Source organism: Kitasatospora sp. NBC_01560 (assembly GCF_045208415.1).
In the GTDB taxonomy this organism is placed as follows: Bacteria; Actinomycetota; Actinomycetes; order Streptomycetales; family Streptomycetaceae; genus Kitasatospora.
The window spans coordinates 1,451,422-1,466,278 of record NZ_CP109364.1; the positions used below are offsets into that span (position 1 = coordinate 1,451,422).

Sequence of the window (14,857 nt, forward strand, 5' to 3'; positions counted from 1 at the left end):
GCCGGTCTTCCCCACCGCCAGGGCCTCCAGGAACAGCCGCTCCAGCGAGTCGAGCTCCTGCCCGCCGGCGGGCAGGGCGGCGGCTCCGGCGCCCGCCGTGTCCGGGCCCGGCTGCGCGGAGAGTTCGCTGCGCAGCCAGGCGGCGAGGTCGGCGGGTGTCCGGCTGTCGAAGACGACCGTCGCCGGCAGCCGCAGCCCGGTGACCGCGGCCAGCCGGTTGCGCAGTTCCACCGCCGTCAGGGAGTCGAACCCCAGCTCGTAGAAGTCCCGGTCCGCCTCGACGGTGCTGGGCGAGGCGTGGCCGAGCACGGTGGCGATCTCGGCCCGGACCGTCTCGACGAGGAAACGGACCCGGTCCTGCTCCCCCAGCTCCCCCAGCTGCCGGGTGAAGCCGGCCACCGCGGCCGCGCCGCCCGAGGCGCCGGCGGCGGTGCGGCGGGCGCTGCGCACCAGCCCGCGGAAGAGCGGGGGCACCTCACCCTGCGGCCGCATGCCGCCGGCGGTCAGCCCGAGCGGGACGAGCAGCGGTTCGGTGCGGCCGGTCGCCGCCTCGAACAGGGCGAGCCCCTGCTCGATCGAGAGCGGCGGCATGCCGCCCGACTGCATGCGGCGCATGTCGGTGTCGGTCAACTCACTGGTCATGCCGTCGTCCTGGACCCACGGACCCCAGGCGATCGAGGTCCCGGCCAGTCCGAGGGACCTGCGGTGGTCGGCGAGGGTGTCCAGGAAGGAGTTGGCCGCGGCGTAGTTCGCCTGGCCGGGACTGCCCATCACGCCCGCGACGGAGGAGAAGGTGAGGAAGGCGGCCAGGTCGAGTTCGCGGGTGAGCTCGTGCAGGTGCCAGGCCGCGTCCACCTTCGGCCGCAGGACGGCCGACAGGCGCTCGGGCGTCAGCGCGGTGACGATGCCGTCGTCGAGCACGCCGGCGGTGTGGATCACCGCGGTCAGCGGGTGCTCGGCCGGGACGGCCGCCAGCAGGTCGGCCGCTGCCGCCCGGTCCGCCGTGTCGCAGGCCGCGATCGTCACCTGCGCGCCCAGCGCGCGCAGTTCCGCCGTCAGCTCGGCCGCACCGGGCGCCGCCGGCCCGCGCCGGCTGGTGAGCAGGAGGTGCCGCAGACCGGAGCCGGCGAGCCGGCGGGCCAGGTGACGGCCGAGTGCACCGGTGCCGCCGGTGATCAGGACCGTCCCGTCCCGGTCCCAGCTCGGCAGCCCGCTCCCGCTGCCGGGCGTCAGGGCCGCCAGCCGCCCGACCCGCACGACGCCCTCGCGCACCGCGAACTGGGCTTCGCCGTCGGCCAGCGGGCCGGAGAGGCCGGCCAGCGCGGCCCGCACGTCCTCGTCCTTCTCGACGTCGAGGAGGACGAACCGGTCGGGGTGCTCGGCGTGCGCCGAGCGGACCAGGCCCCACGCGGACCCACCGGCGAGGTCCCGCACCTCCTCGCCGTCGGCGGCGCGGACGGCGTTGCGGGTCACGAACACCAGGCGCGAGCGGGCGAACCGCTCCTCGGCCAGCCATTCCTGCACGAGGCCCAGGACCCGCGCGGTCAGGGCATGGACGGCGGCGGGTACATCGTCGCCGGCCGCGGCCGGCAGTGCGGCCACCACCAGGTCCGGGACGACGCCCGCCCGGCTCCTGGCCAGCTCGGCCAGCGAGCCGACCGCCGCGCCCAGCCCGAACTCGTCGGTGCCCAGCGCCGCCGACCGCGGCGCCGCGGCGCCGGTGTGCTGCCCGACCTCGGGCCACTCCAGCGTGAACAGCGGTTCCCGGCGGCTCCGCGGCCCGGCCGTCGTGGCTTCCGTCTCCGGGGCCCGCAGGGTCAGCGACCGTACCGAGAGCACCGGTGCGCCCTCGGCGTCGATCGCCGTGACCGACACCGAGTCCTCGCCGAGCCGGGTCAGCCGGATCCGGACGGCGGCGGCGCCACCGGCCTGCAGCGACACGTCCTGCCACGCGCACAGCAGCGGGATCCGCTCCTCCTCACCCAGCCCTAGCAGCACGGCGGCCTGCAGCGCCGCGCCGAGCAGAGCCGGGTGCATGCCGAAGTACCGGGCGTCCTCCGCGAGGTCGCCGGGCAGTTCGGCCTCGGCGAACACCTCGTCGCCGCGCAGCCAGGCGGCCCGGAGGCCGTGGAACGCGGGCCCGTGGCCGGTCTCCCGGTGGAAGCCGTCCAGGTCGAGCTCGGCCGCACCGGCCGGCGGCCAGATCACCCCGTCGAGCTCGGCGGCCGGCTCCCCCGCCCCGGTGGCCAGCGTGCCGGTGGCGCAGCGCGTCCACGGCTCGTCCGGCGCGGCCTCCGCCGGGCGCGCGAAGCAGGTGACGCTGCGCAGACCCGAGTCGTCGGCGGCGCCGACCCACACCTGTACCACCGGCTCGTCGTCCCCGGACAGCGGCAGCGGCGTGGTCGTGGTGAAGTCCACGATCCGCTGACAGCCGACCTGGTCCCCGGCCCGGACGGCCAGCTCCAGGAAGCCGGTGGCCGGGAAGAACGCCTGCCCGTCGACCGTGTGGTCGAGCAGCCAGGGGTGCACGCGCGGCGACAGGCGGCTGGTGAACAGCACGCCGTCGGAGCCGGCCAGCGGAACGGCGGCGCCCAGCAGCGGGTGCTCGGCCGGCACCAGGCCGACGGAGGTCACGTCGCCCGACAGGGCGGCCGGGCGCGGCCAGTACTGCTCGTGCTGGAAGGCGTAGGTGGGCAGGTCCGCGCGGCGCGCGGCGGTGCCGTCGAAGGCCCGGGCCCAGTCGACGGCCACGCCGGCGACGTGCAGCCGGGCGAGGCCGGTGAGCAGGGCGGCCTCCTCGCCGCGGTCCTTGCGGAGGACCGGGGTGACCACGCACTCCTGGTCCAGGCTCAGCTGGGCCAGGGCCGTCAGAACCCCGTCGGGGCCGAGCTCCAGGAAGGCGGACACCCCCTTGGCCCGCAACTCCCGCACACCGTCGGCGAAGCGGACGGCCTCGCGGACGTGCCGGACCCAGTACTCCGGTGAGCACACCAGCTCGGCCGTCGCGATGCCGCCGGTCACGTTCGACATCAGCGGGATCCGCGGCGCGGAGTAGGAGAGGCCCTCGACGGCGGTCCGGAACTCGTCCAGCATCGGATCCATCAGCGGCGAGTGGAACGCGTGGCCGACCGCCAGGCGGCTCGTCCTGCGGTCCTGGGCCGCGAAACCGTCGGCGATGTGCAGGACGTCGGTTTCGGCTCCGGCCAGCACGACCGAGTTCGGACCGTTGATCGCCGCGATGGACACGGACTCGCCCAGCAGGGGCAGAAGTTCGGCCTCGGTGGCCTCGATGGCCACCATCGCGCCTCCGGTGGGCAGCGCCTCCATCAGCCGGCCGCGGGCGGCGACCAGCGCGCAGGCGTCCGCCAGCGAGAACACTCCCGCCACGTGCGCGGCCGCGACCTCGCCGATCGAGTGCCCGGCCACGAAGTCCGGGCGCACGCCCAACGACTCGACCAGCCGGAACAGCGCCACCTCGACCGCGAACAGCGCGGCCTGGGCGTGCACCGTCCGATCCAGTAGCCCCGCGTCCGTACCCCAGACGACCTCGCGCAGCGGTCCGTCGAACCCCGCACAGACGGCGTCGAAGGCCTCCGCGAACACCGGGAACCGGGCGTACAACTCTCGCCCCATACCGAGGCGTTGCGAGCCCTGGCCGGAGAAGAGTGCCGCCGTCGTCCGCTCCACGGCGGTGCCGCGGGCCGCCTCGGTGCCGTCCAGCAGCACCGCCCGGTAGCCGAAGCGGGTACGCCCCGCCAGCGACAGCCCCACATCGAGCGGGGAGAGTCCGGCGAGCGCCGAGACCTGCCCCAGCTGGGCCTCCAACGCCGCCTCCGACCGGCCCGACACCACCCACGGCACCGCCCCAGGTGACACCACCGGCTCCCCGGCGGCCTCCTCGGCCGCGGGCGCCTGCTCGACGATCACGTGCGCGTTGGTACCGCTGATCCCGAACGACGACACGCCCGCCCGCCACGGCCGGGCCACCTCGGGCCAGGGCCGCGCCTCGGTCAGCAGCTCCACCGCACCCGCCGACCAGTCGACGTGCGAGGACGGCCGGTCGATGTGCAGCGACTTCGGCAGCACGCCGTGCCGCATCGCCATCACCGTCTTGATCACGCCGGCGACACCCGCCGCCGCCTGGCTGTGCCCGATGTTCGACTTGAGCGAACCCAGCAGCAGTGGACGCTGCGGATCGCGGTCGCGCCCGTAGGTCGCCAGCAGCGCCTGCGCCTCGATCGGGTCGCCGAGGGAGGTGCCCGTGCCGTGCCCCTCCACCGCGTCCACGTCGGCGGCCGTCAGACCGGCGCTCGCCAGCGCCTGGCGGATCACCCGCTGCTGCGACGGGCCGTTGGGCGCGGTGATGCCGTTGGAGGCGCCGTCCTGGTTCACCGCACTCCCGCGCACCACCGCCAGCACCTCGTGCCCGTTGGCCCGCGCGTCCGACAGCCGCTCCAGGACGAGCATGCCCACGCCCTCGGACCAGTTGGTGCCGTCCGCCGCGTCCGAGTACGCCTTGCACCGGCCGTCCGAGGCCAGCCCGCTCTGCACCGTGAACCCGGCGAAGCTCACCGGAGTGGTCATCACCGTGACGCCGCCCGCGAGGGCGAGCGTGCACTCGCCGTTGCGCAGCGCCTGGGTGGCCCAGTGCAGCGCCACGAGCGAGGAGGAGCACGCGGTGTCGACGGTGACGGCCGGCCCTTCCAGGCCGAGGGTGTACGAGATGCGTCCGGAGAGCACGCTGGTGGCCAGACCCGTGCCGGCGTGACCGCCGATGTCCTCCCGCGAGTTCATCATGAGCGTCGCGTAGTCCAGGCCGTTGGTGCCGACGAAGACACCGGTCCGGCTGCCCTCCAGGCGCTCCGGATCGATGCCCGCGCGCTCGACCGCCTCCCAGGAGGTCTCCAGGAGCAGGCGCTGCTGCGGGTCCATCGCGAGCGCCTCGCGCGGCGAGATCCCGAAGAAGGCGGCGTCGAAGTCGGCGACGTCCCGCAGGAAACCGCCTTCGAGGGTCGCGCTGCGCCCACGCCCGTTCCGGTCGCCGACGAGCAGCGTCCGGAGGTCCCAGCCGCGGTCCTCCGGGAAGTCGGAGATCCCGTCGCGTCCCTCGGCGACCAGCCGCCACAGGTCCTCCGGCGAGGCGACCCCGCCCGGCAGCCGGCAGGCCATGCCGACGATCGCGATCGGGTCGTCGGTGACCGGAGCCGCCGCGGACGGAAGCCGTCCGGCGGCCCGGCCCTGCCGGTCGCGCGGGTCGTCCTGGTCGTGGAGCAGCTCCGCGAGGAGGTGTCCGGCCAGCACGGCCGAGGTCGGGTAGTCGAAGACGGAGGTCGCCGACAGCTTCACGCCGGTGGCCAGGTGCAGCCGCTCGGGCAGCTCGATCGCGGTCAGCGAGTCGAAGCCCAGGTCCCGGAACTTCCGGTCGGGTGCCACGGCCGCCCGGTCGGCGTACCCGAGTACGGCCGCCACCTGCGTCCGCACGAGATCCGTCACCGCCGCCAGCCGCTCCCCCTCGCCCAACGGCCGCAGCCGCTGCCCGAGCTCCGAGGAGGCCGAGGCGAACTCCTGACGTGCCGCGTCCGCGTCGGCGATGGCCTGCCGGGCCGCCGGCAGGTCCTTCAGGAGCGGATTGCCGCGCAGGCCCACCAGCGTGTCGATGATCTGCGGCTGACGCAGGTCGAGCACCACCAGCGTCGCCGCCGGCCGGGTGACGGCCTGCCGCAGCGCGGCGAGGGCCAGCTCGGGGTGGACCACCGGGACCGTGGTGCGGCGTGCCGGGCCGTGCTGGGAACCGGCCGGCCCGGCCGCCTCCGCACCGACCCAGGCGCCCCAGGCCAGGGACGTCCCGGCCAGCCCCTCGGCCCGGCGCCGCCGGGCCAGTGCGTCGAGCACCGCGTTGGCGGCGGCAGCGGTCGCCCGCCCGGGAGTGCCGACCGCACCCGCCACCGAGGAGAAGAGGACGAACGCGGAGAGCTCCTGCTCACGCGTCAGCTCGTCCAGGTACAGCGCGGACACCACCTTGGAGCGGTACACCGCGGCGAAGCGCTCGGGCGTCAGATCGTCCAGCACGCCGTCGTCGACGAGTGCGGCCGCGTGCACCACCGCGGTCAGCGGCGCGTCCTGCGGCACTGCCCGCAGGACGGCCGCCAGCGCCTCGCGGTCGGCGGCGTCGCAGGCGGCCACGGTCACGTCGGCTCCCAGCGAGCGCAGTTCCGCGGCCAGCTCCGCCGCACCCGGCGCCTGCGGGCCGCGACGGCTCACCAGCAGCAGGTGACTCGCACCGGCCCCGGCCAGCCAACGGGCCACCTGCGCACCCCGGCCACCGGTCCCGCCCGTGATCAGGACGGTGCCCCGGGTGGCCCCGGGGGTCCAGCCCGCATCCGGTGAACCGGCGGGAGCGGGCACCAGTCGGCGGGCGTGGACGGCCCCCGACCGCACCGCGAGCTGGTCCTCACCGCCGGGGCCCGCCAGCACACCCGCGAAGCGTCGCGCCGCCCGCCGGTCGAACGAGTCCGGCAGGTCGATCAGGCCGCCCCACTGCTGCGGGTGCTCCAGCGCCGCGACCCGGCCCAGGCCCCATACCCCGGCCTGCGCCGGAGACCCGGGCGACTCACTGCTGCCGACCGCCACCGCACCGCGGGTCACGCACCACAGCGGCGACGCGATCCCCGCATCCCGCAGGGCCTGGAGCAGCACCGCGGTCGAGACCACCGCCCCCGGCCCGCCGGCACCGGCCGGCTCCGCCGTCGCGAGCAGCGACACGACGCCGGCGAACGGGATTCCGGTGGTGGGGAGCTCACGCAGCTGCGTGGCGAGCGCGAGACGGTCCGGCGCGGACTCGACCGTCTCGACCGTGAGGCAGAGCGCCTCCGGTCCGACCGCCTCGATCACGGCAGCCGTCCACTCCTCGTCGGAGGTGCGCGCCGGGGCGACGACCAGCCACCCGCCCGGCGCCCGGGGTGCGGACACCCCGGTCATCGGCTGCCAGGACTCGTGGAAGCGCAGGGCGTCCAGCAGCGACTGGTCACGGCGGTGGCGCCGCCAGGAGGAGAGCGCCGGCAGCACGGCCCCGAGGGCCTCGCTGTCCACGTCGAGATCCGCCGCGAGCGTGTCCAGGACCTCGCCGTCCACGGCGGCCCAGAACCGTGCGTCGAAGGGATCCTCGTCGGCGCCCGGCGCCCGGGTGGCGACGGGGCGGTTGTCCGGCCAGTAGCGCTCGTGCTGGAAGGCATAGGTGGGGAGTGCCGCGCGGCGGGCGCCGGTGCCGTCGAAGAGCCTGGCCCAGTCGAGGGCCACGCCCGCCACGTACAACCGGGCGAGGCCCGAGAGCAGGGCAGCTTCCTCGCCGCGGTCCTTGCGGAGGACCGGGGCCACCACGCTGTCCTGGTCCAGACTCTGCCGGACAAGGGCGGTCAGCACTCCGTCGGGGCCCAGCTCCAGGAAGGCCGACGCGCCGCTCTCGGCCAACGCCCTTACTCCGTCGGCGAAGCGGACGGTCTCCCGGACGTGGCGCACCCAGTACTCCGGCGAACACACCTGCTCGGCCGTCGCGAGCCCGCCCGTCACGTTCGACACCAGCGGGATCCGCGGCGCGCCGTACGAGAGACCCTCGACGACCGTGCGGAACTCGTCCAGCATCGGATCCATCAACGGCGAGTGGAACGCGTGGCTCACCGGCAGCGGGGTGGTCCGGCGGCCCTGGTGCGCAAAGTGGGCGCGGACCGCCTCGACCGCTTCACGGTCACCCGAGAGCACCACGGACGACGGTCCGTTGACAGCGGCGATCGAGACGAACTCGCCTATCAGGGGGAGGACTTCGGCCTCGGCGGCCTCGACGGCGACCATCGCGCCGCCGGCCGGCAGCGCCTGCATCAGGCGCCCACGGGCAGCGACCAGCGTGCAGGCGTCCGCCAGCGAGAACACGCCCGCCACGTGCGCGGCCGCGACCTCACCGATCGAGTGACCGGCCACGAAGTCCGGCCGCACGCCCAGCGACTCGACCAGCCGGAAAAGCGCCACCTCGACCGCGAACAGCGCGGCCTGGGCATGCACCGTCCGATCCAGCAACCCCGCGTCCGCACCCCAGACGATGTCACGCACCGACCCGAAGCCCGGCTCCGCACACACCGCGTCGAACGCCTCCGCGAACACCGGGAACCGGGCATACAACTCCCGTCCCATACCCAGGCGTTGCGAGCCCTGCCCGGAGAACAGCACCGCCAGCGACCGCTCATCGCTCTCACCCCGAGCCACCTCCACGCCGTCCAGCAGCACCGCCCGGTGCCCGAACGCCGTCCGCCCGGCCAGCGACAACCCCACATCGAGCGAGGACAGTTCCTCCAGTGCGGACACCTGCCCCAACTGGGCGTCGAGTGCCGCCTCCGACTTGCCCGAGACCACCCACGGCACCACACCCGGCGAGACCACGGACCCCGCGGCAGGCTCTTCCACCGCCGGCGCCTGCTCGACGATCACGTGCGCGTTCGTCCCGCTGATCCCGAACGCCGACACCGCCGCACGACGCGGACGATCCACCTCGGGCCAGGGCAGCGCCTCCGTGAGCAGCCCGACCGCACCGGCCGACCAGTCGACGTGCGAGGACGGCGCGTCCACATGCAGCGTCTTCGGCAACACGCCGTGCCGCATCGCCATCACCGTCTTGATCACACCCGCCACACCCGCAGCCGCCTGCGTGTGCCCGATGTTCGACTTCAGCGAACCCAACAGCAACGGCCGGCCCGCCGGCCGGTCCTGGCCGTACGTCGCCAGCAACGCCTGCGCCTCGATCGGGTCACCCAGCGTGGTACCCGTGCCGTGGCCCTCGACCGCGTCCACGTCGGCGGCCGCCAGGCCGGCGTTGGCGAGGGCCTGACGGATCACCCGCTGCTGCGACGGGCCGTTCGGCGCGGTGAGGCCGTTCGAGGCGCCGTCCTGGTTGACCGCACTGCCCCGCACCACCGCCAGCACCTCGTGCCCGTTGCGCCGGGCATCCGACAGCCGCTCCAGCACCAGCACACCCACACCCTCCGACCAGCCCGTGCCGTCCGCCGCCTCCGCGAACGCCTTGCACCGACCGTCCGAAGCCAGCCCACCCTGCCGGGTGAAACCGGGGAAACCGAGGGAGGAGGACATCACGGTGACGCCACCGGCCAGGGCGAGCGAGCACTCGCCACTGCGCAGCGACTGGGCGGCGAGGTGCATCGCCACCAGGGAGGACGAGCAGGCCGTGTCGACGGTGACCGCGGGGCCCTCCAGGCCGAAGGTGTACGACACGCGGCCGGAGACCACGCTCGCGGCGAGGCCCGTACTGGCGTGGCCCTCGATGTCCTCGCGCGAGTTCATCACCAGCATGAGGTAGTCCTGACCGCCCGTGCCGACGAAGACACCGGTCCGGCTGCCGCGCAGGGTCGCGGGGTCGATCGCGGCGCGCTCGACCGCCTCCCAGGAGGTCTCCAGCAGCAGCCGCTGCTGCGGGTCCATCGCCATGGCCTCGCGCGGCGAGATGCCGAAGAAGCCGGCGTCGAACTCGGCCACCTCGGAGAGGAATCCACCCTTGGCGGTGGCACTGCGGCCACGACCGTCCTGGCCGCCGCTCTGCAGGGTGTCCAAGTCCCAGCCCCGGTCGGTGGGGAAGTCGGTTATCCCCTCCCCGCCGTCGAGGACCAGTTGCCAGAGCTCCTCCGGGGAGGCGATCCCACCCGGGAGGCGGCAGGCCATGCCGACGATCGCGACGGGGTCGTCCGAGATGCCCGCGGCCACCGCAGCGGGGACGGTCACCTCACCGTGATCGTCCAGCAGTTCGGCGAGCAGGTGCTCGGCCAGGACAGTGGGGGTCGGGTGGTCGAAGACCAGGGTGGCCGGCAGCCTCAGCCCGGTCACCGACGTCAGCCGGTTGCGCAGCTCCAACGCGGTCAACGAGTCCAGGCCCAGGTCGTGGAAGTCCCGCTCGGCGCCGATGGACCGCGCCGAGGCGTGCCCCAGGACGGAGGCGGCCTCGGTGCGGACAAGCTCCACCAGGTGCCTGGCCCGCTCGCTCTCGCGCAGTGCCCACAGCCGTGCGGCGAGCGCCACCGCGGTGCCGGCCCCGTCCGCGGTGGTGGCGGCCATCCGGCGCCCGCCCCGGACCAGGCCGCGGAACATGGTCGGCACCTCGCCCCGAAGGCGCGGCGGTCCCGCTGTCACCAACGGGCCCAGGGGCACCAGGAACGGTTCGTCGGTGGCGGTCGCGGCGTCGAGGAGGGCCAGGCCCTGCTCCACCGACAGCGGCGGCACCCCGGACGCGGCGATCCGCCGGCGATCCGCCTCGGAGAGCGTCCCCGTCATACCGCCCGAGGGGGCCCAAGCGCCCCAGGCCAGCGACTGCGCCGCCAGGCCACGGGAACGGCGGTGCCGGGAGAGCGAGTCCAGGAAGAGGTTGCCCGCCGCGTAGTTGCCCTGACCGGCGCTGCCCATCAGGCCCGAGATCGAGGAGAAGAGCACGAAGGCCGACAGGTCCAGGTGCTCGGTCAACTCGTGTAGATTCCACGCCGCATCCACCTTCGGCCGCAACACGGCCGAGAGGCGCTCCGCCGTCAGCGAGGTGACGACACCGTCGTCCAGCACACCCGCTGTGTGCACCACCGCCGACAGATCGCGGACCTGCTCCAGTACCCCGGCCAACGCCACACGGTCCGCCGCGTCACACGCAACGACCGCCACCTCGGCACCCAGCCCGGCGAGCTCCGCCCGCAACTCCGCCGCTCCCGGCGCCTCCGGGCCGCGACGGCTCAGCAGCAGGAGCGTGCGCACCCCCTGCTCGACCACCAGGTGGCGGGCGACCACCGCGCCCAGACCACCCGTCCCACCCGTGACCAGCACCGTCCCCGCCCCGGCCCACACCGAGGATCCCGAACCCGTGGCCTGGCGGGCCAGCCGACCCACCCGCACCACACCACCACGCACCACCAGCTGCGACTCGTCCGCAGCCAGCACCTCGCCGACCGGCAGCTCGGCGCCCTCGTCCACATCCACCAACAGGAACCGGCCCGGGTTCTCCGACTGCGCCGACCGCACCAGACCCCACACCGCACCGGCAGCCAGGTCCCGCACCACCTCACCGGCATCGGCCTGCACCGCGTTGCGCGTCACGAAGACCAGCCGCGCCGACCGCTCCGCAGCAACCCACTCCTGCACCAACCCCAGCACCCGAGCCGTGAGTTCATGTACCGCACCCGGGACGTCCGACCCAGCGCCGGCCACCGGAACCACCACCAGCGCGGCGTCCTCCGGCACCTCCGCCAGGCACGAGACCTCCACGCCCAAGGTCACCGACCGCACCACCCCCGACACCGGACGCGACACCGCCGGCGGACTCGACGCAGCCGGAACCCACTCCAGACGCAGCAACCCGTCCTGCGCCGCAGCCGTCCCGGCCGACAGAGTGCCCAACGCGAGCGAGTCCACCGAGAGCACCGGCGCACCCTCGACATCCACCACCGCCAGCGACACCACGTCCTCGCCGACCCGGACCACCCGCGCCCGCACGCGCGGCGCACCCGCCGCATGCAGCGACACACCACCCCACGCCACCGGCACCAACTCGCCGCCGACGGCCCGCACCACCTCCGCCAGCAACGCCGGGTGTATACCGTACTGCTGAGCGTCCCGGGCCACCGCGTCCGGCAGCCCCGCCTCGACGAAGGTCTCCTCGCCCCTCCGCCACACCGACAGCCCGTCGCCCGACGCCACGGCCACCGCACCACGCGGCGGCCACACCGACCCGTCGAAGTCCGCCACCCGCTCCCCCACCACCAGCACACCCGAGGCGTGCTCCGTCCAAGGGCCCTCGACGACTCCGTCAGGACGCGAGAAGAGGCTCAGCGTCCGCGCGCCCGACGGGTCGGGAGCGCCCAGCCAGACCTGGACCGACACCGCGCTGCTCTCGGCCAGGACCAGCGGCGCCGAGAGGGTGAACTCCTCGACCCGGTCGCAGCCCACGAAGTCGCCGGCCCGGACGGCCAGCTCCAGGAAGCCGGTGGCCGGGAAGGTCACGACCCCGTCCACGGTGTGCTCGGCCAGCCACGAGTGCGCCTTCGGCGACAGCCGACCGGTGAACAGCATGCCCTCGGAGTTCGCCAGGGCGACGGTCGCGCCGAGCAACGGGTGCTCCGCGGGCATCAGCCCGGCCCCGGTCAGGTCGCCCAGGTGCGTCGCCGGCCTGGGCCAGTACTTCTCGTGCTGGAAGGCGTAGGTGGGCAGGTCCACGCGGCGGGCGCCGGTGCCGTCGAACAGCCGGGCCCAGTCGACGGCCACACCCGCGACGTGCAGCCGGGCCAGGCCGGCGAGCAGGGCAGACTCCTCGGCCCGGTCCTTGCGGAGCGCCGGCACCGCCACCACGTCCTGCTCCAGCACCGGCTGGGCCAGGGCGGTCAGCACCCCGTCAGGGCCGAGCTCCACGAAGGCGGAGGCTCCTGCCGCGGCCAGCGCCCGCACGCCGTCGGCGAAGCGAACGGTCTCCCGGACGTGGCGCACCCAGTACTCCGGAGCACCGACCAGCTCGGCCGTCGCGAGCCCGCCCGTCACGTTCGACACCAGCGGGATCCGCGGCGCGGAGTACGACAGACCCTTCACGACCGTGCGGAACTCGTCCAGCATCGGATTCATCAGCGACGAGTGGAACGCGTGGCTCACCGACAGCGGAGTGGTCCGGCGGCCCTGGTGCGCGAAGTGGGCGCGGACCGCCTCAACTGCTTCACACTCACCCGAGAGCACCACGGACGACGGTCCGTTGACGGCAGCGATCGACACGAACTCGTTGAGCAGGGACTGTACTTCGGCCTCGGTGGCCTCGACGGCGACCATCGCACCGCCCGCGGGCAGCGCCTGCATCAGCCGGCCGCGGGCGGCCACCAGCGTGCAGGCGTCCGTCAACGAGAACACTCCCGCCACGTGCGCGGCCGCGACCTCACCGATCGAGTGACCGGCCACGAAGTCCGGGTGCACGCCCAGCGACTCCACCAGCCGGAACAGCGCCACCTCGACCGCGAACAGCGCGGCCTGGGCATGCACCGTGCGATCCAGCAGCTCCGCGTCCGCGCCCCAGACGATGTCGCGCACCGACCCGAAGCCCGGCTCCGCACACACCGCGTCGAAGGCCTCCGCGAACACCGGGAACCGGGCGTACAACTCCCGCCCCATCCCCAACCGCTGCGACCCCTGCCCGGAGAACAGCACCGCCGGCGACCGCTCCACGGCCGTGCCGCGCGCCACCTCCACGCCGTCCAACAGCACCGCCCGGTGCCCGAACGCCGTACGCCCGGCCAGCGACAACCCCACATCGACCGGCGACAGTCCGGCCGACTCGGCCACCTGCACCAGTTGCGCGTCGAGCGCCGCCTCCGACTTCCCCGACACCACCCACGGCACCACACCCGGCGCCACCACCGGCTCGGCGGCAACCTCCTCCACCACCGGCGCCTGCTCCACGATCACATGCGCGTTCGTCCCACTGATCCCGAACGCCGACACCGCCGCACGACGCGGACGGTCACTCTCCGGCCACGCCACCGCCTCGGTCAGCAGCTCCACCGACCCGGCCGACCAGTCGACCTGCGAGGACGGCGCGTCCACGTGCAGCGTCTTCGGCAACACGCCGTGCCGCATCGCCATCACCGTCTTGATCACACCCGCCACACCCGCAGCCGCCTGCGTGTGCCCGATGTTCGACTTCAGCGAACCCAACAGCAACGGCCGGCCCGCCGGCCGCTCCTGGCCGTACGTCGCCAGCAACGCCTGCGCCTCGATCGGGTCACCCAACGGCGTACCCGTGCCGTGGCCCTCCACCACATCGACGTCTGCCGCGGACAGACCGGCACTCACCAGCGCCTGGCGGATCACCCGCTGCTGCGACGGGCCGTTCGGCGCGGTGAGGCCGTTCGAGGCACCGTCCTGGTTGACCGCACTACCGCGCACCACCGCCAGCACCTCGTGCCCGTTGCGCCGGGCGTCCGACAGCCGCTCCAGCACCAGCACACCCACACCCTCCGACCAGCCCGTGCCGTCCGCCGCCTCCGCGAACGCCTTGCACCGACCGTCCGAAGCCAGCCCACCCTGCCGGGTGAAACCGGAGAAGCTCATCGGCGTGGAGAGCACCGTCACCCCGCCCGCCAGCGCCAACGCGCACTCGCCGGACCGCAGCGAGTGCGCCGCCAGGTGCAGGGCCACCAGCGAGGAGGAGCAGGCCGTGTCCAGCGTGACCGCCGGCCCCTCCAGGCCGAGTGCGTACGAGATCCGACCCGACAGCACGCTCGCCGTGAGGCCCGTCGTGGCGTGGCCCTCCACGTCCTCGGCGGAGTTCATCACCACGCCGACGTAGTCCACCCCTGCGGTGCCGACGAAGACACCGGTCCGGCTGCCCCGCAGCGTCACCGGGTCGATGCCGACCCGCTCGAACGCCTCCCACGAGGTCTCCAGCAGCAGCCGTTGCTGCGGGTCCATCGCCACGGCCTCGCGCGGCGAGATGCCGAAGAAGTCCGCATCGAAGGCGCCGGCATCGACGAAGCCACCCTCCAGCGCCGCGCTGCTCCCGTTGCCGTCACCCGCCAGGGCGTCCAGGTCCCACCCGCGGTCCGTGGGGAACTCCGCGACGCCGTCCCGCCCCTCGGCGAGCAGCCGCCAGAGATCCTCCGGGGAGCCCACCCCGCCGGGCAGCCGGCACGCCATGCCCACGATGGCGACCGGCTCGTGCTGGCCCGACTCGACCTCCAGCAACCGTTGGCGGGTCTGGTGCAGGTCCGCCGTGACCCACTTGAGGTAGTCAACGAGCTTGCTGTCGTTCGACATGGTGGAGAGGAACCTTCCTGTGGTGATGAGGACCGGA

2 pseudogenes are annotated in these 14,857 nt (G+C 74.3%); both read right to left on the reverse strand.

The annotated features are described in order from the left end of the window. Positions 1–144 precede the first annotated feature (144 nt). Positions 145–450: pseudogene (locus OH807_RS06035) on the reverse strand (acyl carrier protein); the annotation flags it as partial. Then, positions 427–14,781 (reverse strand): annotated as a pseudogene (locus tag OH807_RS06040) (type I polyketide synthase); the annotation flags it as partial. The pseudogenes OH807_RS06035 and OH807_RS06040, both read right to left, overlap by 24 nt. Between the last annotated feature and the right edge of the window lie 76 nt (positions 14,782–14,857).